We start from the raw sequence: 25,052 nt of genomic DNA, 5'->3' as shown, positions 1-25,052 counted from the left end.
AAACTGAGCCTCATATTCTTTACCGAAGAGGTGGAACCTACCTGTAACCTATTGAATTCATTGTTGCTGAGTTCACTGAAACATGGCTGAGCTTTGTGGATAATCAGGTTAGCTTAAGCTAACCATTGCTGCAGTTGCACTAGCCGCGCTTGTTTAATGGCCTCGCCAATGGCGGGGCCTTTCAGTCCTTGGGCGACAAAGGGACCGGCAGTAATGGCTTGCAGCGCCTTAAACCAATGCCACAATTGCGCGCGCTGCGGATAGGGTTCTGCACTTGAGTCTAATACTGCGCTTGAATCGAATGCGATACTGGCTTGCCAATCCGCTTGAGCGCACAGCAGTAAGTGCGCAAAACGCTCGGGCCTGCGCCAGCTATCGGTTGCTTGGAATAACGCCAATATCTGTTCTGCATCATCTCGGTTTGGGTCTCGCAGTGCATGAATGCGTTGGTGCCAACGACTGCTTAATAGCGCCAACTCTTTATGCTCGGTGGGCACCTTGCTGCGTTCGCACAGAGCGGTGAGCGCAGCAACGTCCAGTTGCAAAGTGAGGGCGGCAAAGCGACAAGCTAACTCGGTGGTGAGCTGGGTGCCATGCCATAAGGCTTGCAGAGCATGAGCCTCGGTGGACGAAAATAGTTTTTCCAGTTCTGGGAACATGGCGTTAAGCGCATTACAGCTGCGTAATACTTCAAAAAACACCTGTGGCTGCTCACAGGCCAAGGCCTTTTCTGTTTCTTTCCATACCCGCTCTGGTGTCAGTGCGCTTAACTCGCCGCTGGCGGCAATTTGGCGCATTAGCGTTAATGTGTCATTGGCCACCCTAAAGCCTAAATGATGAAAACGGGCGGCAAAACGTGCCACGCGTAATACGCGTAACGGGTCTTCGCTAAAGGCATCGGATACATGACGCAAGGTGCGCGAATCAAGATCTGCTTGGCCGCCATAAGGATCGAAAAGCATGCCATTTTCATCTTGGGCGATGGCATTAATGGTCAGGTCACGGCGGCTTAAGTCTTCTTCTAGCGTGATATTTGGGCCAAAGTCACAGATAAAGCCGTTATAGCCGGAGCCGGATTTACGCTCGGTGCGCGCTAGCGCGTATTCATCTTTACTTTTGGGATGTAAAAATACCGGAAAATCCTTGCCTACTTGCTGGTAGCCCTGTTGTAACAGCTGCTCTGGCAGGGCGCCCACCACTACGTAATCGCGGTCAACCACGGGTAAGCCTAATAAGGCATCACGCACCGCGCCGCCGACTAAATAAATGTCCACTGTGTTCCCTTACGATGTTATTAATACTGTTCTAAGTAAAATAATGATCACTTTCAGATCTGATCTCTATTTTTCCGTGTCTATCGTAAACAGAGAGTTGCGATTCTCGTAATAAAGAAGCGTTGCAGATAAGGCTTTGCTCTGTTGAGTAAGAGCGAGATCCTGACGTGCGTCAGGAAGACGGCATAAAGATAAACACCGTTTTTTGTTGGCTTGGTACTCGGCGCTTTATTTTTCACCTCACACCTGAATTGATGCCGCATAAACTCTGGGCTGCTGCTGATAGGGCAAGTGTATCAAGTTGAGCTGATAGTGCCGAGCCTGCTCGACTGCCAACACAGTAGGGGCGCTCAAGGTGATAAGCGTAGGATTATAAGTACGCACCATTTTTAGGATCAGCTCTATGCTGCAACGGCTGGTGACTAACATCATACCAGGCGGATTGGACTGGCGGTGATGCCAACCTAATAGTTTATCGAGCGCATTATGGCGGCCCACATCTTCACTGGCATGCTGGATTTTACCCTGCATATTGGCAAAAAAAGCGGCGTGCAGAGCGCCACAGTCTCGATTTAATTTTTGCCAAGCAGGCAGTTGTGCGCGCAGGCCCATCAGCGCGTCGATATTGGGCAGTTCGCTGGCTGGTAAAGGCGGTAAGTTAGGGATAGCGGCTTCTAATGATTCGATACCACACAAGCCGCAACCGGTCCGGCCCGCCAGATTGCGCCTTTGCTCCTGCCACGGCTGATGGCAGCGATTAGCCAGCGTGACGTTAGCGATGATGGCGTTTTGTTGGCTAATAAATTCGAGGTCGTGAATATCTCTGTGGTGCAGAATGATGCCTTCGGTCAACAAAAAGCCAATGATAAAGGCTTCCAGCTGATAGGGGCTGACCATCATAACGGCGTGATTTAAACCATTAAGAGTAATGGCTAACGGGACTTCATTGGCGAGGGTATGCTCTGTGCCTGCCTGTGTGCGCACAGCTTGGCTGGGAGCCAAATTATCTAAGGTCGCATCGTCCATAGAGAGTCCTGTGGGAAAAGATGAGAGCAAATAAATGGCGGAAAGTAGTAGGAGTCGAACCTACCTAGGAGCGTCTAACACACCCAACTGGGTTTGAAGCCCAGCCGCACCACCGGATACGATTACTTTCCATTTTCTTATACATAAGCGACCAGCACTAACAATGCCCCCATCAGGCTAGCTTGTAAATAGCAGATTGTCGGGCCGGATCACATGTCTATCATGTAGTCGTCGGCTATAGCCAATTCGTTGAAAGAATTCGAGTATTTGCAGCGTTCTCTTACGACCCAGTGCCAATTGATCCCGTAGTTCGGCGGCTTTTATGCCCTGATCTTTCGGGCGTTGGCGCATTAGTTGTGCCAGCTGCTCAATATGCTGATGATGATAGAGTAAATCGGGCTGTACCTGATACAGCTTGCCCTGTTGTACCAGCTTACGGCCCAGTTGGCGGATTTCTTGTTCTGGTATGTCTAATAGGCTTGCCAACTCGCGCACCCAAGGCGGATCGTACTGGCCTTGATGAGATAACAGCAGGATTTGCTCCGCTAACTGCTGCTCTTGCTCACTGAAGCTCACTGTGTGCTCTGGCAAGTGATACCAAGCGCCTTGTAAATTAAGTCGCTGGGCTTGCACCAGCGTCTGTAAAGCACTCTGCCACAAAGAGATCGGCATGGCGGGAGCCGTCATGCGGCGCAACCTATCCGCTCCTATGCCTGGCTCATCTGGATAGCGCTGGTGAGCTAGCTTGAGCGTGTCTTCAATGTGGCTCAGTAGCGTTTCCCACTGCGATTTATCCATCATCACGGCCGACTGCTTATTGGTCGTAGGCGTTACCCAGAGTGCAGAGTCGGGAATGACCAGCTGCTCGACATCTCCGTGAATTAGGCGCTGTAAGTCTGGATAGGGAATGCCGTAAGGGGCTTGGCTGAGTAGAAGAAGCAGCTGCTGGTCAGTTAGATAATTAGCTATGCTCGCCAGCCAGCTCAAGCGCGCGGGAGTACGGCGCTTTCGGTCTGGGCCATTGGCATCCAGTACCCAGCCGCCGCCAAGAGTTTGCTTGGCTTGGGCGTTGCGAATAATAAAACGGTCGCCGGGCATGGCACATTGCGGGCTATCAAACACCAGTTGCGCATAAGCTTGCTCACCTGCTTGCAGGGTTTCCTTGCTGAGCGGTACCACATGCGCCATTACATGGGCCGCCCCCATATGCACATGTACCGGCATCCAAGTGATGATGGGCTGCGTAAGATTATTAAGCAGCTGTAATTGCACATCGATGCGGATTGACGGCGTAAAGCAGCGCTCATCGGCGAGCCAGTCGCCGCGCTCTATGGCTTCTTTAGGCATGTTGGCAATGTTTAAGGCGCAGCGCTGGCCCGCATAAGCGTTGGTGCTAGGTAAGTTTTGTGCATGAATACTGCGCACTCTTATGGGCGTGTTGGCAGGCATCAAGCGCAGCTTAATATCACTGCTCTGCAAATTGAATGCGCCACCGTGTACCGTACCGGTGACCACAGTGCCTTGGCCGCTTAAGGTAAAAGCGCGGTCGATGGCGAGGCGAAACAAACCACTACGATTCGCGAATTTTTGCTGCTGGGCTTGCTGTTGTAAAAAATCCCTTAAAGCAGGGATGCCACCACCGGATAAACTATCGACTAAAAATCGCGGCGCAGTGTTTAAAAAGGTATTAGCCAATGCTTGGCTTAGTTGCGCCTGAGTTTGCGCCAATTGCTCGGGCTGAGCCTTATCTTGTTTGGTAATGACAACACAACCTTGAGTGAGGCCGAGTAACGATAAAATAGCGATATGCTCAAGGGTTTGCGGCATGATGCCGTCATCTGCCGCCACCACCAACATGGCATAATCAATGCCGGTAGCGCCCGCCACCATGGTATGAATTAAGCCTTCGTGACCCGGCACATCCACAAAGCCTAAGGTGATATTTTGTTCAAGCTGTTGATAGGCATAGCCCAAACTAATGGTAATGCCTCGCTCTTGCTCGTCTTTTAAACGGTCGGTATTCACGCCGGTGAGCGCGCGCACCAGTGCCGTTTTACCGTGATCGATATGCCCCGCAGTGCCAATAATCATAACCGCGCCTCACTCCAGGTAACTTTAAGCAGCTCTGCTTGCGCCTCACTTAAACAGCGACAGTCCAGATACAAGGCGTTTTTATGGATGCGGCCAATAATAGGCTGGGCTTGAGTGCGCAACCCGCGCTCAAGCCTCATTATTTGGCGATTGGCTTTGTCCAAGCCTTGATACTGCACTACTAAGCCGAAGCTCGGCAGCGATTCAATCGGCATGGCACCGCTGCCAATCTGGCTCAGCATAGGCTCGCAGTTGACCAAATAATCGCTACCCACTGCGTGCTGTAAACTCGCTTGCAAGCTTTGTGCTTGTTGTTGTATGTCAGACTGAGCGCGCGTCAGCAGACGTAGCGTGGTTAAGCGCTCGGGTAATAACTCTGGGCTGCGATATAAAGACAATACCGACTCCAGTGCCGCCATGGTGAGTTTGCCGACTCTCAGCGCGCGCTTTAGCGGGTGCTTCTTAATAATATCGACTAGTGACTTTCGCCCGACGATAAAACCCGCTTGTGGTCCGCCCAATAGCTTATCGCCACTAAATGTCACCAGATCTGCGCCTGCTTGTATGGTTTCTTTTACCGTAGGTTCATGAGGCAAGCCCCACTGGGCTAAATCCACTAAGGTGCCGCTGCCTAAATCTACCGTCACCGGGATCTGATGTTGCTGGCCAAGTTTAACTAACTCAGTCAGCGCCGTTTCCTTGGTAAAGCCCACCACCGCGTAATTGCTGCAATGCACCTTCATCAACATGGCGGTTTGCTCAGAAATGGCGCGCTCGTAGTCGGCATAATGGGTGCGGTTAGTGGTGCCCACTTCCACCAGCTTACTGCCGGCGCTGCTCATAATATCCGGGATTCGAAATGAGCCACCAATTTCTACCAACTCGCCGCGGGACACGATCACTTCTTTGGTTGAGGCCAAGGCGTTAAGCATCAGTAGCACTGCGGCGGCGTTGTTATTCACCACGGTGGCGGCCTCGGCGCCGGTCAGCTCGCAGATTAAGCTTTCAATTAAACTGTCTCGATCACCACGCTTGCCGGTTTCTAAATCAAATTCCAGATTGGTGGGCTGGGTCAGCACCTGAGTGACGGCCTCTACGGCGCAGTCGGGTAATAAGGCGCGGCCCAAGTTAGTGTGCAACACGGTGCCGGTGAGGTTAATCACGGTTTTGAGCTTAGAGGTGGTTAAGGCGCTAAGCCGCTCTATGAGCTGGGCGATTATGTGAGTAGGTTCCACTTCCGGCAGAGTCAGCTGCTGCTCAAGAACCTGAGTGCGCAGCTCGGCCAACAGCAAGCGCAGTTGCTGCGTTACCAGTGTTAGCCCGTGCTGAGTGATAGTCGCGGCTAATTCAGGCCGATGCAGTACTTTATCCAAGGCCGGCAAATCTGCCGGTTGGGCCAAGGGTTGAATGACGCAAGGTTCAGAAGAAGCGGGTAGGTTCATTATTGCTCCGCCAGTTGCCATAAATAAGGATTGTTATTGGCACGATAAAAGTTCGCTTCGCCCATTAAAATATCCAGCGGAAGACTGGCTAGATCATCGGCGAAAGCCTCGGCAAACTGCTCTTTATCAAGATAGAAAATCTTGCGGTAATGCTGGCAATGATCGCAAGACTCGGCCTTGATACCGGCACTGCCTTCCTCCAGGGAGTGATAAGCCAGCTTTTTGGTATCTTCACAGTGGGTGCAGGTCACGCGCACTATGTGCCATTGGCTCGAGCATAACGAGCAGGTGGCATAACGGATTTGCTCTTTAGGCCCGCCCAACATCACTGTGCTAGACACCGGCTGGTTGCCACAGCAAGGGCATAGGCCAAAAGGCGTATTGGCAGGAATTTTCTGGCTCTCGAGCCCTGCGACTAATTGGCTCCAGTACACTTGTAAACCGGCCATAATAAAAGGTGCACGGGCGGCATCGATTCTTTCTAGCGCTTGATTGAGCAAGTCATCGGCCTGTTGCTCAATAAGTTCAGGCTGATTATTAATATCATCTGCCAATTGCACTAAATTGTTGCGTACCGCATCGGTTAGGGGGTTGGAATGAGTAGTTTGTTGCAACAGCTGCTCGAGAATGGCGCTTAGCATAGCGCGCCAAGTGGCATCTCGCTTTATGCTGCTAGCGCTAAAAGGTGGCATGCCATGGGCCTGTGCTTGGGCAAGTTGAGTTTCGTCGAGGGCGGCGAGAGTCCAGTCTTGGGCAAAGACCTGTTGCTGGGCGTCTGCCAGTTGAGCAATCAAGAGCAGATAATCCTCAATCGGATTATCGATGGCGATATCTCGCAACCGCTGCGCGCGGATGCTAAAGGTGTCCGCCACGGGAGTAATAAGGCGCACTATGCTGGTGCGATCTAGGGTCTCTATTTCGCCACGGGTAAGAATTCGCTGCATGGGCACTCCTTGAGTGAAATCGGCGCTTGTCTGTATAAGAACTAAATAAAAGCCGTCAAACGAAGGGTATCATTTGACGGCGGGTGAGGCGTCCACATTGCGGACTCATTCGCTTACTTTAGTGACGAGTCTCGCATTTTCTTGCGATACCACTTGCGGTGATGCTTCCACGCCCAGCCCGGTGTGACAGTGCCGCGGGTCATGGCGCGCACCGAACCCTTCACCCAAATGCCCGCGTAAGCGTGCACGATAATGGCGCAAACCAGCACCAAGGCAAACAGCGCATGCAGCATGGATGCCCAACGGATCAGCTCCACCGGAAAGGTGAAATAGGTCCGCCACATCAGCACGCCCGAGACCAACAAGCCCAACATCAGCACGATTAACACCCAAAATAGTACCTTTTGGCCACCGTTATAACGGCCGGCTTCCGGCACGCCTTCTTCTTGATGTGAGATAACCTTAGGCACGGCTTTCAACCAAGCTCGGTCGTCCGCCGTCATGCGGTTGTCTCGCCACAGCTGCAGCGCAAAACTGAAGAAGCTGACAAACATCACCACCCCAATAAAGGGGTGCAATATTCGTGTCCAAGTGCCGCCTCCTAATAGGTTGCTTAGCCAGAACAAGGCCGGATGAAATAATGCCAAGCCAGAAATGGCCAACAGTACGAAGCTCAGCGCAATCAGCCAGTGATTAAGTCGCTGATTGGCCGTGTAACGTACAATTTCCTTATCCTCGTTGATCATTTCTTTCCTCCTCGGCCGTTTTTTCGGCTGCCAGTTCTGCAGCCTGCAGCGCTACCAGCTCTGCCGCATGTTTGGCGGCCAGCTCATCAGCTTTCGTCACCTCAGAAGGGCGATTGCGGATATAGTGCGCAGCACCCACCAGCGCGGTTAACACCATGGCCGCCACCCCAATTGGTTTGGCCGGCCCCTTCCACAGCGACACAATGGCGCTGATTTTAGGCGCTTTTGGCAAACCACTGTAGAGCTGGGGTTTATCCGCGTGATGTAAGACATACATCACATGAGTGCCGCCTACGCCGTCGGGATCGTACAAGCCCGCATTGTCATAACCGCGAGACTTGAGATCTCTAATACGCTCGTCGGCGTGATGCTTCATATCATCCTTGGAGCCAAACGAAATGGCACCTGTGGGACAAATCTTCACACAAGCCGGTTCTTGGCCTACCTCAACGCGGTCCACGCACAAGTTGCACTTGTAGGCTTTTTTGTCGGTTTTAGAAATACGTGGCACATCAAACGGACAACCGGTTACACAGTAACCACAGCCGATACAGCTGTCTTGGTTGAAGTCCACTATGCCGTTGGCATGCTGCACTATGGCACCGGGAGAGGGGCAGGCAGTTAAGCAACCCGGCTCTTCGCAGTGCATGCAGCCATCTTTTCGGATTAACCATTCCAGATCGCCGTCGTCTTTTTCATATTCAGAAAAGCGCATTACGGTCCAGCTGTTCTCGGTCATATCGGCGGGGTTGTCGTACACGCCCACGTTATGCCCGACCTCGTCTCGCAGGTCGTTCCACTCCATGCATGCCACCTGACAGGCCTTGCAACCTATGCATTGCGACACATCAATAAGCTTGGCCACGCCCCCGCCTTGCACGGGGGAATTACGAACGCTGGGTGAAGGTGTGGTGGTCGCCGAGCGACGTTTAATATCCATTCCTTGTGAAGCCATGACTTCCTCCTACACCTTTTCTACGTTGACGAGAAAGGACTTAAACTCAGGTGTTTGTGAGTTAGCGTCCCCGACCGAGGGCGTGAGCGTATTGGCCAAAAAGCCAGGTTTAGTCACGCCGACAAAGCCCCAGTGAATGGGAATGCCGATGTGATGTACCCGCTTGCCGTCTATGTCCATGCCACGAATGCGCTTGGTGACCACCGCCTTGGCTTTAATGTAGCCACGGTTGGATGACACTTTCACCACATCCCCTTGGTTGATGCCCAGCTCACCTGCCAGCTCGGCGCCAATTTCCACAAACTGCTCTGGCTGAATAACGGCGTTCAGCAGTACGTTCTTACTCCAGTAGTGGAAATGCTCGGTTAAGCGATAAGTGGTGCCCACATAGGGGAATTGCTCCACTTTACCCATCTCGGCCCGGTCAGCATCAAACAGGCGCGCGGCTGGGTTATTGGTCGCTCGTGCGTTGTCTTTAAATAAAGGGTTATAACCGAGCGGCGTTTCAAAAGGCTCGTAATGGGTAGGAAAGGGACCTTCGGCCATGTTGCCCTTGGCAAAAAAGCGTGCCACGCCTTCGGGGTTCATGATAAAGGGACCCATGCCATCGGTGGGTGGCTCATTGGCTTTAAAGTCTGGCACATCCGCGCCGGTCCATTTGCTACCATTCCAGTGCACCAGCGAACGGCTTGGATCGAAGGGTTTGCCTTCGATATCGCAGGAAGCTCGGTTATAGAGCACGCGGCGGTTAGCCGGCCATGCCCAAGCCCAGTTTAGCGTCTGACCAATACCGGTGGGGTCGCTGCTGTCGCGGCGCGCCATCATATTGCCTTCTTCGGTCCAAGAGCCCGAGTAAATCCAGCAGCCACCTAAAGTGGAGCCGTCATCACGCATTTCGCCAAAGCCTGATAACTGCTCGCCGGCCTTGCGAATCACCTTGCCTTCACCGTCTGTTAAGTCAGTTAAGGCACGGCCGTTCAGCTCTTTTGCCAACTCTTCGGCCGTGGGCTCGTAGGGATTAGCATAGGGCCAAGACAGCTGAGTAATAGGCTCGGCAAAGGTGCCGCCCTCGGTTTCGTAGAGCTTGCGAATATGCTGATACAGAGTGGCCATGATCTCGATATCGGTCTTGGCTTCTCCTGGTGGCTCGGCGGCTTTCCAGTGCCATTGTAGCCAACGGCCCGAGTTAACTAGGGTGCCGGCTTCTTCGGCAAAGCAAGAGGTCGGTAAGCGATATACTTCAGTTTGAATATCCTTCGAGTTCACATCATTGGACTCGCCCATGTTGCGCCAAAACTCGGAAGTTTCGGTCACTAAAGGATCCATGATCACCATGAACTTCAGCTGAGATAATGATTTGATCATCTTGGCTTTGTTCGGTGCCGCTGCTAGCGGGTTAAAACCCTGACAGATATAACCGTTCATCTTGCCTTGGTTCATTAACTCATAAACTTGCAGCATGTCGTAGGGTTTATCCAACTTTGGCAGCAGGTCGAAAGCGAAGTTATTTTCTGCTTGTGCATGATCGCCCCACCAAGCTTTGGCCAGGCTGACATGGAACTTTTTATAGTTTTGCCAATAGCTCAGCTGATTTTGGCGCAGCGGTTTTTGGGTACGCTTGGCAATGTAGCCATCAAAGTCTTGCTCGGCTTCATTTGGCAGCGTCATATAGCCTGGCAGCAGGTTGGTCATTAGCCCTAAATCCGTTAAGCCTTGGATATTAGAGTGACCGCGCAGCGCGTTCATGCCACCACCGGCTATGCCTATGTTACCTAGCAATAGCTGCATCATGGCGCCGGTGCGAATAATCTGCGAACCAATGGAGTGCTGAGTCCAACCCAATGCATAGAGAATAGTGCCCGCGCGATCGGGGGTATGAGTGGAAGCCAGTAGTTCACATATCTGATTAAATTTAGGAACAGGCGTACCACAAACTCGCGCCACCATTTCTGGCGTATAACGCTGATAATGTTGCTTTAACAGCTGATACACAGAGCGCGGATGCTGCAAGCTAGGATCGGCAATGACCTCACCTTGCTCATCCAGTTGGTAATCCCAGCTGGATTTATCGTAATGGCTGGTGTCTTCGTTATAGCCGGAGAAAATGCCATCTTCGAAGTCGAAGTCTTCATGCACCAAAAACGATAGATCTGTGTAGTTTTTAACGTACTCGTGCTGGATCTGGTTGGTATCAAGCAGATACTTGATAACCCCGCCTAAAAAGACTATATCGGTACCGGTACGGATCGGCGCATACACATCTGCCACAGAAGCGGAGCGGTTAAAGCGCGGATCGACCACGATCAGTTTGGCATTATTATGTGCCTTAGCTTCGGTTACCCATTTAAAACCACAAGGGTGCGCCTCGGCAGCGTTGCCGCCCATAATAAGAATAACGTCGGCATTTTTAATATCGACCCAATGATTCGTCATAGCGCCACGGCCAAATGTTGGGGCAAGACCTGCCACCGTAGGACCGTGTCAAACGCGTGCTTGGTTATCGAATGCCAATATTCCTAAGGGACGTATCACTTTATGGGTGATGTAACCCACTTCGTTACTACTGGCAGATGCGGCCAGCATACCGGTGGTAAGCCAGCGGTTAACGGTTTTGCCATCGTCGGTTTGTTGAACGAAGTTCGCATCGCGATCTTCCTTCATTAATTTTGCGATGCCGCTATAGGCTTGCTCCCAAGAAATACGCTGCCAAGTATCTGAGCCGGGGGCGCGATATTCAGGAAAGGTCAGGCGGTTAGGGCTGTGAATAAAGTCCACCAGGCCCGCACCTTTTGGGCACAAGGTGCCGCGGTTAACCGGATGATCGTGATCGCCTTCGATGTGCATCACACTCGGTTTAGCGTTCTTGGCGCCGTCCCCCATGCTGTACACCAAAATTCCGCAAGCAACAGAGCAGTAGGGGCAAGTGCTGCGAGTTTCGGTGGCGCGCAATAGCTTATATTGTCGCGCCGCCGCAAGAGCCGGTGTGGGCGCCATACCTAACACCGCCATGCTCGACGTTGCTAGGGTGGCACCTGTTATCTTAAAAAAATCGCGTCGGCTGATATTGCTCATGACGCTCTCCTTATGACACAGAGTTGCAATGATAGGGGTCTATTGACCCTCATTATTATGCGATACAGGTCAGCGCGTAGCATTGATCTCTATCGCGTGTTAATTCATCGTTGTGAGTAATATGAATCCCATCAGGCTAACCGTCAGCCTAGTTCAGTACCTCACGCTTCGCTATTAGACCATAGTCACTAAACCATAATAACAGCATGGAAATATCCGCCTAGCGAGGGCTGCTTTGGCTGATAATTACGCTACGCGTCCCCTTGGCCGAGCGAGAGCAAGCTGGCATTGCCGCCAATGGCGGTGGTGTTATTGGTGATGGTTTTCTCGGTAATAAAGCGGGCCAGATAATGAGGGCCGCCGGCTTTAGGGCCGGTGCCAGACAAGCCTTGCCCACCAAAAGGTTGCACGCCGACCATGGCGCCGATTTGATCGCGATTAATGTAGATATTGCCCACATTGGCGCGCTGCGCGATATGCTCGGCAAACGACTCGTTACGGCTGTGAATACCGAGCGTTAGGCCAAAACCGCTGGCATTAATGTCGTCTATCACCTGTTCAAGCTCCGCGGCCTTAAAGCGCACCACGTGCAAGATGGGGCCAAAGTGCTCTTCATTGAGCTCCTTAATGCTATTAATGGTCAGCGCCGTGGGTGGGATGTAATGGCCTGACTGGGCATGGTCGGGCAGGCTGGTTTGGGCAAGCACTGTGTTGCCGGCCGCCTGCATCTGATTCAGGTGCTCGGTGAGCTTAGCTTGCGCTTGGGCGTCGATGACCGGTCCCACATCCGTAGACCACAAAGCTGGGTCGCCGATGCTGAGCTCCGCCATGGCGCCACTTAATAGCGCTAATACGCGCTCGGCGATATCGGTTTGTAAATACAATACCCGCAACGCCGAGCAACGCTGGCCGGCACTTTGAAAGGCGGCGCGTACCACGTCGCGCACCACTTGCTCGGGCAGAGCGGTGGAGTCCACAATCATGGCATTTTGGCCGCCGGTTTCGGCAATCAAAGGAATAATGGCAGCATTTTGTGCGGCTAATGAGTGCTCGGCTAAGGTGCGCTGGGCCAAAGTAAGATTGATATGGTGAGCGGTGGTGGTGGAGCCGGTAAAGCAAACACCGGCAATCCGCGGGTCTGAGGTCAACGCTTGGCCTACAGTGGCGCCACTGCCCGGTAATAGTTGTAACACGGCCGGTGGAATACCCGCCTGATGGGCAAGCTGAGTGGCCAAGTGAGCAATTAAGCAGCTTTGCTCGGCGGGTTTGGCGATCACCGTATTGCCGGTGACTAAGGCGGCGCTGATTTGGCCTAAAAAGATGGCCAGCGGAAAGTTCCACGGGCTAATACAGACAAACACGCCACGGCCTTGAGTCTGTAAAGTATTGCGCTCACCCGTATAACCGGGCAGTAAGGTGGTGGTCATTAAACGGCGCGCCTGATTGGCGTAGTAGCGGCAAAAGTCTACTGCTTCTCGTACTTCGTCTATGCCATCTTGTAATAGTTTGCCCGCTTCACGGGTGCACAGTGAAATAAGCTCTGCCCTGTGATCTTCTAACAAATCTGCCAAACGCTCGATCATTTGTGCGCGCTGTTCCACTGGCGTATCGCGCCAATCCGTAAAGGCCGCCCGCGCGCAGGTAATGGCAAGCTCTGCCTGCGCCTCGCTTGCCATCTGCACCTGACCCACCACTTGCTGAGTATCCTGCGGGCTGAGCACGGCCTGTAAAGTGGGGGCTGGCACTACTGCCGGTGCTGATTTAGGTGCTGATTTAGGTGTAAGTGCTTTGTGGTCTGCTAACGGGCAGGCGGCCAGTAACGGCGCTGCTTGCCACTCTTTGTCTGCTAGCTGTTCCAGTGCATCAAACAAGGGCTGGCGCTGGCTGGCAATATTGAGATTGATACCTTGGGAATTCACGCGGTCAGCAAAAATGGCCAAGGGCAGCGGGATTTTCTCATTGGCTAAGCTTTCGCACTCTTTCAAGCGGGTGAGCGGATGTTGGATTAGGGAGTCGATGGGTGTTTTAGGATCCAGCAACTTATGTACAAACGAAGAGTTGGCGCCGTTTTCTAATAAGCGGCGTACCAAATAGGGCAAGAGATCTTTATGGGCGCCGACGGGGGCGTAAATACGACAATTTAGCTCAGGATGCTCCGTGAGTACGACGTCATACAGCTCTTCGCCCATGCCATGCAGGCGTTGAAACTCGAAAGCAGGTAAGACGGTGTCAGCACTAGCATCATGCATGGCTTGAATCGCCACCACTGTATGGGCGTTATGGGTAGCAAACTGCGGGTACAGTGCGCCTTGACAGGCGTCACTCAGCAAGTAGCGGGCGCACACTAAATAAGAAATATCGGTGGCGGCTTTACGAGTAAATACCGGATAACCCGTGAGTCCCCCTTGTTGGCTTAGCTTGATCTCACTGTCCCAATAGGCCCCTTTTACTAAGCGCAGCGGTATCATATCCCCTTGCTCACGGGCTAAGGCCGATAGCCACATCAGTACCGGTAAAGCGCGTTTGGAATAGGCTTGTACCACTAAGCCTAAGCCCCCCCAGCCTTGGTTGGTGGGGTGGCGATAAAGTTGCTCAAATAAGTCCAGTGACAGCTCAAGGCGGTCCATTTCTTCGGCGTCTATGGTCACGTATACGTCTAAAGCACGAGCCTGCTCCAGTAACTTCAGCACAGTGGCAAATAGCTCGCTAAGCACCCGCTGCCGATTGGCTTCTTCGTAACGCGGGTGTAAGGCCGACAATTTGATGGAAATAGATGGGCGCGGCACGGCGTCATTATTGAGCTTGGTCTCACCTAAAGCGGCAATGGCATCGGCGTAAGCCTGATAATAGTGTTGGGCATCCAAAGCGGTCATGGCCGCTTCACCCAGCATGTCGTAGGAATGTGCATAGCCTTGGTCGCGCGCCTTGCGGCTGGCCTTCAACGCTTCTTTAATATCTCGACCGAGTACAAACTGCTTCCCCATGATTTTCATGGCGGTCATCATGGCTGAACGCACTAAAGGCTCACCTAGACGATTCAGTACACGGTCTAATAAACGCGCCGGATGACCATCGAGCTTGCTGTCGGGGCGGATAACTTTACCGGTGAGCATTAACCCCCAAGTGGAGGCGTTGACTAAAGCGGAGTCGCTTTGTCGAAAATACGGTGCCCAGTTGGCGCCTGAGAGTTTGTCTTTAATTAAGGCGTCTATGGTGTGTTTATCGGGAATGCGTAGCAAGGCTTCCGCCAAGCACATCAAAATAATCCCCTCTTGGGTATCCAAGCTATATTGCTGCAAGAATGCCTCAATACCGCCGCTCACTTCACCACTGGCTTGGCGTACTTGGCTAACCAGTCGGTGTGCCTGTTCGGCCAGCTGCACGCGCTCACCTTCATCAGCTGAAACCTGCTCGATGAGCTCGGCCACATAGTCATTTTCGTCCACCATATACTGCTCGGTAATGACTTGGCGCAGACTTAATCGATCACGGGGGGCATCATCAGTAAAAGCGGCGGCGACGGTAAACATAACGGCACTCCTCACATTTGAGTTTGTTGACCTCTGAAGATGGTTTATAAAGCCCTGCTGGTGCGGTTAAGCGCATTTAGCTGCGATAAGGTTTTAGCGCCAATAATGGGGCACTGCGCAAGGTCAACAGAACCTAATAACCTATACGATTTAAAAGCCAATAACAGTCGCGCTAAGGGAGTTTGCCAAGATTTGCGATCTCGATGGTGTTTTAGGGGCTGTTGACCTTGCGCGTTTAGCCGAACCCGAAGGCTAGCAATACAGAAGGGTTCCTAGTGGGTACGGTTATGGTTGGTTTGGTTGGCTGTGAGTCCAATAAGCCCGTAAAGCGCGCTTGGGGTGCATTGTTTGCGTGACGGACTCCTCCTATAATGTGCGCTCTTTTATTTGTAGTAAGCGAACACTGCCTGTGCATTATCAACGTCTTCCTAAAGGGCACTTTGCCCTGACCGTGGTTTATTTGATCACTGGTGCTTCCATTGCCGCCTCCATGGTCTTTTCTCTGTTGTTGTTTTTGTCTCTCGAGCAAGGCCTGCTAATGAAGCTGATGTTTGGCGGATTAGCGTTGGTGTTTGAGATCGGTAAGTTTTATATCTGGTATGAAATGGGCGAGCGTATCAGTCGCCATGACTCTATGGGTGCCGCTAAAGCGTTGTGCTTTTACGCGGTGCTGGCAGGGCTTTCTATCGCGGGCAGTGTGGGTGGCATTAATGCCGCGACCAATACCTTGCTAGAAGGTGATGCGGCTAAAGTCGGAGAAGTGCAAAGCTATAACGATAAAATTGCCGGTCTAGAGCGCGAAATAGACATTAATGAGCAGGCCGCACAAGCCTATATCGATATGAAGCGCATCGCCAATGGCATGACCGATATGCTGGCGCGCAATGCTGATTTGCGCCAACGCCAAGATGAGTTGCGCCGCGAGCGAGACCAAGTGGCGGTGACCAGCCAAAGCTCATTGATGGGCTTGATGTCGAGCTTAGCCGAGGGTTTAGGCTGGCCGTTATCAAGGGTGCAATTTGGCATAGTGGCGGTGCTGTCCATGTTACTGGACTTTTTTGCGGCCTTTTTTATTGCCTTATTAGGGGATGAGCTGCGCTTTAGGCGCAACCTCAAGCAGCGACCATCAACAGCTTCGCCCAATGCAATAGCAGACGAGGCGCTTGGCGTGCCGGTACGCCCCGACTATTACCATGAGCTGGTTAACAAGCTGCGCGCCGGCGATCTGCGTTGTGCTAAAGGCGCGGTATCACGGATGTTAGAAAAGCCGATGGAAGAAGTGGAAGATATTTTTCACTGGTTACTACAAGACGACGTTGTGTATCGCAAGCCAAATCGACACTTTGCAGTGAAGGTTTAAAGCACAGCGCCAAACCAAAGATAGGCCCGCTCTGTTCTGCCGTGCCTTGGTTTTGGTCCAATGAATTGGACCTGCAAAAGGCCAGAGCCAAACTATAACCTTGGTTCATTGCGAGGAGTGCCACGACGTGGCAATCCATGGTTATGCACAGCGCCGTGGTAGCATGGATTGCCGCGCTACGCTCGCAATGAACGTGATAAGGGCGCATCACAACAGAGCTAGCGCGAAACCTTGATGTCCAACAGAGTATCTACAAACAGATATAAAAAAACACCGTCATCAGACGGTGTTTTTGTTTGCGTTAGCTAAGTGTTCTTGGGTAATTTCACGCCTCACGCCTCACGCCTCACGCCTCACGCCTCACGCCTCACGCCTCACGCCTCACGCCTCACGCCTCACGCCTCACGCCTCACAAGAACATTAATTCATCCAGCGGCTTTGGTGGCGGCTTTTACGACGTGGGATCAAAGGTAATAAGAAGCCAAACAGTGCACCTATGCCGGCGACCATGCCGCCGTAGAGCAACCAATCTAAGCGCATTTGATGCTGCTTGTTGTCCATCAGGCTAGTTAGGCGTTGGTTTTCGCTGTTCAAGGTGTCGTGCTGCTGGCGCAAGGCTCTTAGCTCGGCTTGCACCTCGGTGAGCTCTTGGTCTTGCAGTTGTAAGCGATTAGTTTTTTCGAGCACATCTTGTTCATGACGCTCATCCACTGAGCTCAGCTGTGCTTTGGTGTTTGTCAGTTCGCTTTCAATCTTGGGCAGCTTGGAGCGAAAGCTCTCTTCGCTTTGTACAAAGGTACCTTCTACCCAACCGGTACGGCCATCAGCGTCGCGAATATGCACATATTTGGTTTGTGCATCGCGCGCCAGCTCAGTGACAGTTTCACCGGCCTTAATGGAGCCGAGAATGCGAAATTTATTGCTGGGGCCCGCGTGCAGATAGGCGTACACGTCATCGGATATATAGCGATCGGCGGCGTTAGCCATGCTCAGCCAAGACAAGCTGCACAGCAGTGCCACAAGAAGTTTCGATTTCACCTGATGTTCCTTTACTCTTTTCGATAAGGTCATGGTAATAGCTGGGAGGGGGTAGGACAAGAAGAAGGGGGCAAATATGCCCCCTTAAAACGGTACTTAAACGTCAGTTTTCGATGACTTAGCTAAAAGACCATTGAATAATATAGAAGAAAATAATGGCTAAAATAGCGCCTGCGGGCAAAGTAATTACCCAAGAAACCACTATGTTACGCAGTACGTTCAGGTTTAGTGCCGCAATACCGCGTGCTAAGCCTACGCCCATTACCGCGCCCACTAGGGTCTGGGTAGTAGAAATTGGCAAGCCAGTACCGGATGCGATCACCACTGTCGCAGCCGTGGCTAACTGAGCGGCAAAACCTCGGCTAGGCGTCAGGTGTGTAATACCCGTCCCTACGGTGGCCATTACCTTGTGGCCTAAAGAGGCCAGGCCGATGACGATACCCACGCCGCCCAGTGGTAAAATCCACCAAGCAATACTGGATTTCGCGGCAATTTCGCCAGAGCTTTGTACTATGCTCACTACCGCCGATAACGGACCAATAGCATTGGCTACGTCGTTTGAACCGTGCGCAAAAGCCATGGCACAAGCGGTAACCACCATTAAGATGCCAAACACCTTTTCTACGTTGGTGTACTGCATGTCTTTGTCGTCTTCACTGTCGTATTGTTTACGTTTGATGTAAACGCCACACAACAGGGCTGAAGCCAAAGAAATCAGCGTCGCCAGCACAAAGCTTTCGGTGTTGCTCATATCAAGGCCGACGTGCTTTAGGCCCTTTTGCAGGGTGACCAAACAAATCACCATCACCGTCATAAAGATATAAGCGGGGACGTATTTCTTAGCGGCCGCCAGCGGCTTGTCGGCGTTGAAAATAAGCCGTTGCACGCTGATAAAGATAAAGTAGGCCATTAACCCCGAGATAGCCGGCGTGACTACCCAAGAGCCGACGATGCCGCCCACCTTACTCCAGTGCACGGCACTCGAACCTAATGACACCAGTGCGAAGCCTACGATGGCACCTATGATGGTGTGCGTGGTTGATACCGGCCAGCCATAGTAAGAAGCCACTAATAGCCAAGTACCCGAGGCTAATAGTGAGGCGATCATACCAAACACCAGCAAATCTGGGTGATCGGCAAAGGCTTCTGAGTCTATGATGCCGTTACGAATGGTGGAGGTTACTTCACCGCCCGCCAAGTAAGCACCGGCGAACTCAAAAACCATGGCGATAAGAATCGCCTGCTTGATGGTCAGTGAGCGCGTACCCACAGATGTGCCCATGGCGTTCGCCACATCGTTGGCACCTATACCCCAAGCCATAAAAAAGCCAAAGGCGGCTGCTATTAAAATAAGCAGAGTGCCGTAGTTAGCAATGATATCCATTTGTATACCTTGTTATGTCGCTCAGGAACGAGACAGCATCAGCTCTAAACGGGCACCAACCCGCTCGGCTTGGTCTGCCAGCTCACCGACCCACTCAATGATTTTGTATAAAAACATGATATCGATAGGATTATAGCCATCCTCAATGAGATGCAGCTGTTTACGCAGCTTAGCTTGCATAACATCGGTATCATCTTCTATGCGATCAAGTTGGTTGATCATATCTGAGACCAAATCCATTTCACGTCCTTTAAAGCCGGTTTCTAACAGCTCGTCGAGTTCGTCAATGGCTTTGGCTGCCTGCGCGGTAGCATCAAGGCACCGGCTGAGGTAATCCATAAAGGCAGCTTGGAGTGGCAGCGGAATAGCCATCTGGCGACCAATAATACGGCCTGAGATGTCTTTCGCTTTATTGGCAATCTTATCTTGCTGCGTGAGCAGCTCTAACATGTCGGTACGTGCCACCGGCATGAAAAGACCGCGAGGGAGTTTGAGGCGGATTTCCCGTTTTAAGGCGTCGGCTTCCCGTTCGAGCTGAGAAATCCGGCGTTGGATGAGCTCAGCTTGTTCCCAATCTCGTGCCCACATGGCGTCGAAGAATGGAACCAACTGCTGAGCCGCTTCATGTACTTTAGCCACATGCTTTTGCAAAGGCTTGATAGGGGACTTAGCAAAAAGCCCCAAAATAGTATTTACTGGCATGTCCAACCCTGTGTCGGTGAAAAAACACTCGATACATCTATGTGGCGCGAATGGTAACTTAACTATAAAGGCAAGAAAACAGCATTTTTAATAATACTCTTGGATTTGTCCCTTGTTATTTATTTTTTACATTAAGAATCAAACGTTTGGAGATTTAGATCGCGCCTATGAATACTGAGATAGAGCTGAAATTTCTGGTGTCACCCGCGTTGGTGAGTCGCTTACCCGCACTGCTAGCCAGGCATGAAATCTGCCAACACGATCAAAAAACGCTGGCCAACACCTACTTTGATACGCCAAGTTTAGCGCTGGGCCGCATGAAAGCAGGGCTGCGTATTCGTAATCAAAACGGCAAGTTAGAGCAAACGGTAAAGCTGGCTGGTAGCCAAGTGGGCGGTCTGCACCAAAGACCGGAATACAATGTTGACTTGGCCGAGCCCCAGCCTGATTTAGCGCTGTTTCCGGCGCATATTTGGCCTGCTGACTTTGTGCTTGCCCAAGTGCAAGCCGACTTGCAGCCGTTATTCAGTACCGACTTTTTACGCCAACGCTGGGTAGTGAAGTTTAATGAGACCGAGATTGAGCTGGCGTTTGATACCGGCGAAGTTCGAGCAGGAAAAGAACAGGATCCCATTCAAGAATTAGAGCTGGAGCTAGTGAACGGCGAGGTGGCGGATATGTTTGCCTTCGCAGAACTACTGTTGCATGAGGGCGGATTACGCTTATATGCGGTATCTAAGGCGCAGCGCGGTTACTGTTTAGCTGGCTTAAGCGCCGGTCCGCAGTTGCAAGCCCTTACCTTAGTAGCTGGCACTGCTCTGCTTGAGACTGTACTGCCAGAGACAGAGCAAGATAAGCGCGCTTTGCTAAGCAGACTCGCGCAAGGCGTCGAGCATTGGCAGCATCATGAGCAGGGCGCACTCAGCAGCACAGACCAAAAAGACGACTGGCTTGGCCAAGTCCGCATCGGTGTAGCCTTAGTTGAGCAGAGTCTGGTGTCGTTAAATAAGAAGGCTCCGGAATCCGCACAGGTTGCTTGGCTTGAAGAGCTGACTTGGTTGCAAGCCCAATTACAGACGGAAAAACTCTCGGACGAGCTATTCTATAGCCCCCGCTACGGTCGTTTATTATTGCAGTTAACCCACTATTTATATGCCGAGGGCGGCCATTAAATCGCGGCCATAAGCGAACAGTAAAAGAAGAAACGCGGCCCTCGTAGCCGGCAATTTATTCGCCGGTTCTGCGTAGCAGAATGTTTCGACGGGCCAGCTTTTCTTGCTGCTTCTGAGGTTTGCATATAAAACATAAAATCGTGCTGAAGTCCTGTTCACCGAAGAGACGGGCATCTACAGTGCCGCACCCAAGAATTAAGGATTAATCATGATTGCCATGCCCGCTTTGCTGCAACAACAGGCCAATAAACAATGGCTGCGTTTTAAAGAGCGTGCGCCTGAGCTGGTTGAGCAAGTGTCAGATGCGCGATCTGCCCAGTTAAAAATGCTGTTCGCTTGCAGCGACTTTGCCGTACAAAGCCTCTGTCAGCAGCCTGAGTTAGCGCTGGAATTTGATGATGCCACTGAGCTTAATAACAGTGATCGCGCGGGCGATTATGCGAGCGTTTTGGCGACTTTGCTTGATGGCGTGACTGATGAAGCGACGGTGCTGAGAGTGTTACGCCAGTTTCGCCGCAAGCAATTACTGTTGATCGCATGGCGGGAAATGCTGCTCGGTGGTGAGGTAGAAGAAAGCTTTGTGCATATCTCCGCCTTGGCGGATGCCCTGATTTTGGCGGCCTATCGTTGGTATTACCAAAAGCTATGTCATGAAGTCGGTACGCCCACCGATGCTAATGGCGAAGCGGTGCCCTTGTTGATTATTGGCATGGGCAAGTTGGGCGGGCGCGAGCTGAACTTTTCGTCAGATATTGACCTGATTTTTACCTTTCCTCACAACGGCGTCACCCAAGGTGGGCGGCGCGAGCTGGCCAATCAGCAGTTTTTTATTCGCCTCGGGCAAAAGCTGGTGAATGCCCTGCATCAAACCACGGCGGATGGTCAGGTATATAGAGTGGATATGCGCCTGCGCCCCTTTGGCGAGTCGGGCCCGCTGGCGGTGAGCTTTAACGCCATGGAAGAGTATTACCAAAATCATGGCCGCACTTGGGAGCGCTACGCCATGGTGAAAGCGCGCATTATTAATGGTGAAGGCCAATACAGCGACCAACTGCGGGCCATGCTCAGGCCCTTTGTGTTTCGCCGCTACATCGACTTTGGCGTGATTGACTCACTGCGCCAGATGAAAGCCATGATCGCCGCCGAAGTGCGCCGCAAAGGTCTGCACGACAACATTAAGCTGGGTGCGGGTGGCATTCGTGAAATCGAATTTATTGCTCAGGTATTTCAGCTGATCCGCGGTGGTCGTGAGCCCTCACTGCAAGTGCGCCACTTACCCGCCGCCCTTGCCGCCATTGAAGCGCTGGGGGATTTGCCAAGCGAAGATGCCCAGCAGTTACATGAAAGTTACCGCTTGCTGCGCCGAGTAGAGAATTTCTTGCAGGCCTTTGACGATCAACAAACTCAAACCCTGCCCTTTGATGAGCTGAATCAAGCGCGCTTGGCGTGGCTCACCGGCTTTGATAATTGGCAAGACTGTTATCAGGCGATACAAGCCACTATGAGCCGCGTGCATCGCCAGTTCGAGGGCTTAATTGGTGATAATACCGAAGCCGAAGAAGAAGGCGCGCCGCAAATTTGGTTTGATATTTGGCAAACTGAGCTGGATGAAAGCGAGCTACTGCCCTTGCTGCAAGAACAAGGTTTAAGCGAGCTTAAAGCCCGCGGGTTAGCGGCGGGCTTGCTGAGCTTTAAAGCCGAATACTCGCGCCGAGCCATGGGGCCGCAAGGTCGCCAAGCCCTCGATAAACTAATGCCGGTGTTGCTCGATAAAATCCACGGCACAGACACTCCTAATCGGCTATTTGCCCGCGTGCAGCATATTTTGCTGCATATCGTCACCCGTTCTGCCTATTTACAGTTATTGGTCGAAAATGCCGGCGCGCTTAAGCAATTGCTCCGTTTGTGTGAAGCTAGTTCTTTGGTGGCGGAACAATTAGCGCGTTTTCCGATTTTGCTCGATGAACTGTTATTACCGCAAACCTTGTATGAACCTATCCCATTAGAGTGCTATCGGGATGAGTTGCGCCAATTTTTGCTGCGGGTGCCGGAAGAAGACGTAGAGCAGCAAATGGAAGCACTGCGCCAATTTAAGCAAATTCAGCTGCTGCGCATCGCCGCCGCCGATATCGCCGATACCTTGCCGTTAATGAAAGTGAGCGACCACTTAACTTGGTTGGCCGAAGCCATAGTGGATGAAGTGATAAATCAAGCTTGGGTACAAATGACCGAGCGCCACGGTGTGCCAGAGGCGCTAGCGCACAGCACGGATCGTGGCTTTGGCGTGGTGGCCTACGGCAAGTTGGGCGGCATTGAGCTGGCTTATAGCTCTGACTTGGATTTGGTGTTTGTGCAGCAATCGGACTTGAGCGGCCACACCAATGGCCCTAAGCCGATAGATGTGCGCCAATTTTACTTGCGCCTCGCTCAGCGCATTATTCACTTGTTTAGCACCCGCACCGCCAGTGGTGTGCTCTATGAGCTTGATATGCGTCTGCGGCCCAGCGGTGACTCTGGCTTAATGGTGAGCCCACTGGACGCCTATCAACAGTATTTACTGAATCAAGCTTGGGTGTGGGAGAAACAAGCGCTGGTACGCAGTCGCTTTATTGTCGGCGATGCCACTTTAGAGCAGCAGTTTATTGAGATCCGCCAGCAAGTGCTGAGCCAGCCACGAGATCAGCAGTCGCTGGCCGAAGAAGTGATCAAGATGCGCGAAAGAATGCGCGAGCACCTTATTAAAGCTAAAGAGGAAGAGTTCGATTTAAAGCAATCAAGCGGCGGCTTAGTAGATATCGAATTTTTAACCCAATATCTGGTGCTGGCCTTTAGCCATCAGTACGCCAAGGCGCTCACCCGCTGGTCCGATAACATCCGCATCTTAGAGTCGGCAGTGGCGGTGGGTTTATTGGATGAGCAAGAAGCCGAACGACTGAAAACTGCCTACTGCGCCATTCGTAACCGCGGCCACCGTTTAAGCCTACTCGACGAACCCGGCCGCGTGCCCGACAGTGAGCTGTGCACCGAGCGCGAATGGGTAGTGGAGAGCTGGGAGAAATGGTTGAAAGCATAGCACCAAGCGCCCGGCAGAAACATAAACACCGAACTTGTGGGCTCGGTGTTTTTTTATGCCGTCGCGCCTGACTTGCTCCGGTATCTGCTTTTTTGGTTATCTAGAACTGTCTGTAGCTAGGCGCTTGGTGCTGGGCGCTGCCCTTAGTATCGATACGGCACGCCTTCTGGTGTGGTTTTAAAGCGTCTGTGTAGCCACATATATTGCTCAGGCGCTAACCGAATGGCCGCTTCTATCACCTGATTGCTGGCGATGGCGTCGGTAATGTCGTCACCAATGGGGAAGTTAGCCATGGGCGCTTGGATCAATAACCGATAGCCGTCTTTCTCTCGCAGCGTAAAACAGGGCAGGGTGACGGTTTTTTTCACCCGAGCCAACGTAGCGGTGCCGGTAATAGTCGCCGCTTGCTCTACCGCAAAAAAGGGCACAAACACACTGGCATGACGACCATAGTCATGATCGGGCGCGTACCAAAGTGCGTCGCCTTGGCGCAGCGCTTTCAGCATGCCTTTAATATTTAAACGATCCACCAAGTACTTATTCGAGCGGCAACGGCCTTCCACTTGTGCGTATTCCAATACCGCATTGGTGTTGGGTCTATACACGCCTACTCCCGGGCGATACAAACCAAACTGGCGCGCATTGAGCTCTAGCGTTAAAAAGTGCGCCGATAACAGCAACATGCCCTGATTATTGGCCACGGCTGTATCTACATGCTCAGTGCCTTCCATGCGCGTGATGGCGCGCATCCGCCAATCGGGCCAAAACCAGGCCATGCCGGTTTCAAATACTGCACACCCCACGCTTTCAAAGTTAGCAATAAGCGTGCGCTCACGTTCAGCTTCATCGAGCTCTGGCAAGGCCAACTCAAGGTTGCGCCGAGCAATCTTTACCCGAGATTTCAGTACGCGCATCGATAAGCGGCCCAAGCTACGGCCAAACGCCATTTGTGCACGCCACGGCAGCAGCGTCACTAATAGCCACAATAGGCTCAAGCCCAGCCAGTTAAACAGGTAACGGGGATGTAATAGCGCTAAAGAAAAAGAAGAAGGTCGAAAATCTCGCATAGCTATTGCCATAAACAGGTATCGCCATAAACAATTAATGACCGAATTCTAATTAACTTAGCCGCCAAAGACCACCAATACACAAGTTAAGCGCCAAGCACCCAGCGCTCGGCGCCCAGCTAAAAAGATTAACCTCTGTTAATTAGACGTCTTGTCTTTAACTGATTTTATGTATT

The 25,052-nt window shown here is 52.1% G+C and carries 16 protein-coding genes and 1 tRNA gene; 3 read left to right on the top strand and 14 right to left on the bottom strand.

What is annotated here, in order from left to right:
- Positions 1 to 113: 113 nt before the first annotated feature.
- The 10 genes from cca to putA all read right to left on the bottom strand — a co-directional run bounded on the left by cca (position 114) and on the right by putA (position 15,080).
- A complete protein-coding gene (gene cca, locus CBP31_RS05165; protein WP_087035175.1) occupies positions 114 to 1,274 on the bottom strand; it encodes a multifunctional CCA tRNA nucleotidyl transferase/2'3'-cyclic phosphodiesterase/2'nucleotidase/phosphatase in 1,161 nt (386 codons plus the stop codon).
- A gap of 240 nt (positions 1,275 to 1,514) precedes the next feature.
- Positions 1,515 to 2,300, bottom strand: a complete 786-nt coding sequence (locus tag CBP31_RS05160; protein ID WP_087035174.1) for a formate dehydrogenase accessory sulfurtransferase FdhD — start codon at positions 2,298 to 2,300, stop codon at positions 1,515 to 1,517.
- A 35-nt stretch (positions 2,301 to 2,335) separates the two neighbouring features.
- Positions 2,336 to 2,431, bottom strand: a tRNA-Sec gene (locus CBP31_RS05155).
- A 46-nt stretch (positions 2,432 to 2,477) separates the two neighbouring features.
- Positions 2,478 to 4,391, bottom strand: a complete 1,914-nt coding sequence (gene selB / locus CBP31_RS05150; protein WP_087035173.1) for a selenocysteine-specific translation elongation factor — start codon at positions 4,389 to 4,391, stop codon at positions 2,478 to 2,480.
- Positions 4,388 to 5,833 carry an L-seryl-tRNA(Sec) selenium transferase gene (gene selA, locus CBP31_RS05145; protein ID WP_087035172.1) on the bottom strand — a complete coding sequence of 482 codons (1,446 nt, stop codon included), beginning with the start codon at positions 5,831 to 5,833 and terminating at the stop codon, positions 4,388 to 4,390. The genes selB and selA overlap by 4 nt, the downstream gene beginning before the upstream one ends.
- Complete coding sequence (gene fdhE, locus CBP31_RS05140; RefSeq protein ID WP_087035171.1) at positions 5,833 to 6,777, bottom strand: formate dehydrogenase accessory protein FdhE; 945 nt, start codon at positions 6,775 to 6,777, stop codon at positions 5,833 to 5,835. The genes selA and fdhE overlap by 1 nt, the downstream gene beginning before the upstream one ends.
- A 113-nt stretch (positions 6,778 to 6,890) precedes the next feature.
- Positions 6,891 to 7,523, bottom strand: a complete 633-nt coding sequence (locus CBP31_RS05135) for a formate dehydrogenase subunit gamma (protein ID WP_087035170.1) — start codon at positions 7,521 to 7,523, stop codon at positions 6,891 to 6,893.
- A complete protein-coding gene (fdxH, locus tag CBP31_RS05130; protein WP_087035169.1) occupies positions 7,507 to 8,478 on the bottom strand; it encodes a formate dehydrogenase subunit beta in 972 nt (323 codons plus the stop codon). The genes CBP31_RS05135 and fdxH overlap by 17 nt, the downstream gene beginning before the upstream one ends.
- A gap of 9 nt (positions 8,479 to 8,487) precedes the next feature.
- The gene (gene fdnG / locus CBP31_RS05125) at positions 8,488 to 11,550 is read right to left on the bottom strand and encodes a formate dehydrogenase-N subunit alpha (protein ID WP_151898783.1); all 3,063 of its coding nucleotides are present in this window, start codon (positions 11,548 to 11,550) and stop codon (positions 8,488 to 8,490) included.
- A gap of 251 nt (positions 11,551 to 11,801) precedes the next feature.
- A complete protein-coding gene (gene putA, locus CBP31_RS05115) occupies positions 11,802 to 15,080 on the bottom strand; it encodes a bifunctional proline dehydrogenase/L-glutamate gamma-semialdehyde dehydrogenase PutA (RefSeq protein ID WP_087035166.1) in 3,279 nt (1,092 codons plus the stop codon).
- 409 nt (positions 15,081 to 15,489) lie between these two features.
- On the opposite strand from putA, the gene CBP31_RS05110 reads away from it, so the two are divergent.
- Positions 15,490 to 16,440, top strand: coding sequence for a hypothetical protein (locus CBP31_RS05110; RefSeq protein WP_087035165.1), 951 nt, complete (start codon positions 15,490 to 15,492; stop codon positions 16,438 to 16,440).
- A gap of 420 nt (positions 16,441 to 16,860) precedes the next feature.
- Here CBP31_RS05110 and CBP31_RS05105 read toward each other — a convergent pair whose 3' ends face one another.
- From CBP31_RS05105 to CBP31_RS05095, 3 genes are all read right to left on the bottom strand, one after another.
- On the bottom strand, positions 16,861 to 17,478 hold the full coding sequence (locus tag CBP31_RS05105) for a TIGR04211 family SH3 domain-containing protein (protein WP_087035164.1): 618 nt from the start codon (positions 17,476 to 17,478) through the stop codon (positions 16,861 to 16,863).
- Positions 17,479 to 17,596: 118 nt separating this feature from the next.
- Positions 17,597 to 18,862, bottom strand: coding sequence for an inorganic phosphate transporter (locus tag CBP31_RS05100; protein WP_087035163.1), 1,266 nt, complete (start codon positions 18,860 to 18,862; stop codon positions 17,597 to 17,599).
- A 21-nt stretch (positions 18,863 to 18,883) separates the two neighbouring features.
- Positions 18,884 to 19,564 (bottom strand): TIGR00153 family protein, encoded by a 681-nt coding sequence (locus CBP31_RS05095; protein WP_087035162.1) that lies wholly within the window; start codon positions 19,562 to 19,564, stop codon positions 18,884 to 18,886.
- Positions 19,565 to 19,731: 167 nt separating this feature from the next.
- Here CBP31_RS05095 and CBP31_RS05090 point away from each other — a divergent pair, with 167 nt between their 5' ends.
- Both CBP31_RS05090 and glnE read left to right on the top strand, forming a co-directional pair.
- Positions 19,732 to 20,736 carry a CYTH domain-containing protein gene (locus CBP31_RS05090; protein WP_087035161.1) on the top strand — a complete coding sequence of 335 codons (1,005 nt, stop codon included), beginning with the start codon at positions 19,732 to 19,734 and terminating at the stop codon, positions 20,734 to 20,736.
- A gap of 208 nt (positions 20,737 to 20,944) precedes the next feature.
- The gene (gene glnE / locus CBP31_RS05085; RefSeq protein ID WP_087035160.1) at positions 20,945 to 23,809 is read left to right on the top strand and encodes a bifunctional [glutamate--ammonia ligase]-adenylyl-L-tyrosine phosphorylase/[glutamate--ammonia-ligase] adenylyltransferase; all 2,865 of its coding nucleotides are present in this window, start codon (positions 20,945 to 20,947) and stop codon (positions 23,807 to 23,809) included.
- A 143-nt stretch (positions 23,810 to 23,952) separates the two neighbouring features.
- Here glnE and lpxL read toward each other — a convergent pair whose 3' ends face one another.
- Positions 23,953 to 24,888 (bottom strand): LpxL/LpxP family Kdo(2)-lipid IV(A) lauroyl/palmitoleoyl acyltransferase, encoded by a 936-nt coding sequence (gene lpxL / locus CBP31_RS05080; protein WP_227875154.1) that lies wholly within the window; start codon positions 24,886 to 24,888, stop codon positions 23,953 to 23,955.
- Positions 24,889 to 25,052 lie beyond the last annotated feature (164 nt).

It is taken from the genome of Oceanisphaera profunda (assembly GCF_002157895.1).
Taxonomy (GTDB): Bacteria; Pseudomonadota; Gammaproteobacteria; order Enterobacterales; family Aeromonadaceae; genus Oceanimonas; species Oceanimonas profunda.
This window is presented reverse-complemented; position numbering and strand designations above follow the sequence as displayed.

Coding starts and splice junctions, on each gene's coding strand:
- CBP31_RS05160 (WP_087035174.1), bottom strand. CDS start 2,300: ATGGACGATGCGACCTTAGATAATTTGGCTCCCAGCCAAGCTGTGCGC.
- selB (WP_087035173.1), bottom strand. CDS start 4,391: ATGATTATTGGCACTGCGGGGCATATCGATCACGGTAAAACGGCACTG.
- selA (WP_087035172.1), bottom strand. CDS start 5,833: ATGAACCTACCCGCTTCTTCTGAACCTTGCGTCATTCAACCCTTGGCC.
- fdhE (WP_087035171.1), bottom strand. CDS start 6,777: ATGCAGCGAATTCTTACCCGTGGCGAAATAGAGACCCTAGATCGCACC.
- CBP31_RS05135 (WP_087035170.1), bottom strand. CDS start 7,523: ATGATCAACGAGGATAAGGAAATTGTACGTTACACGGCCAATCAGCGA.
- fdxH (WP_087035169.1), bottom strand. CDS start 8,478: ATGGCTTCACAAGGAATGGATATTAAACGTCGCTCGGCGACCACCACA.
- putA (WP_087035166.1), bottom strand. CDS start 15,080: ATGTTTACCGTCGCCGCCGCTTTTACTGATGATGCCCCCCGTGATCGA.
- CBP31_RS05100 (WP_087035163.1), bottom strand. CDS start 18,862: ATGGATATCATTGCTAACTACGGCACTCTGCTTATTTTAATAGCAGCC.
- CBP31_RS05095 (WP_087035162.1), bottom strand. CDS start 19,564: ATGCCAGTAAATACTATTTTGGGGCTTTTTGCTAAGTCCCCTATCAAG.
- CBP31_RS05090 (WP_087035161.1), top strand. CDS start 19,732: ATGAATACTGAGATAGAGCTGAAATTTCTGGTGTCACCCGCGTTGGTG.
- glnE (WP_087035160.1), top strand. CDS start 20,945: ATGATTGCCATGCCCGCTTTGCTGCAACAACAGGCCAATAAACAATGG.
- lpxL (WP_227875154.1), bottom strand. CDS start 24,888: ATGGCAATAGCTATGCGAGATTTTCGACCTTCTTCTTTTTCTTTAGCG.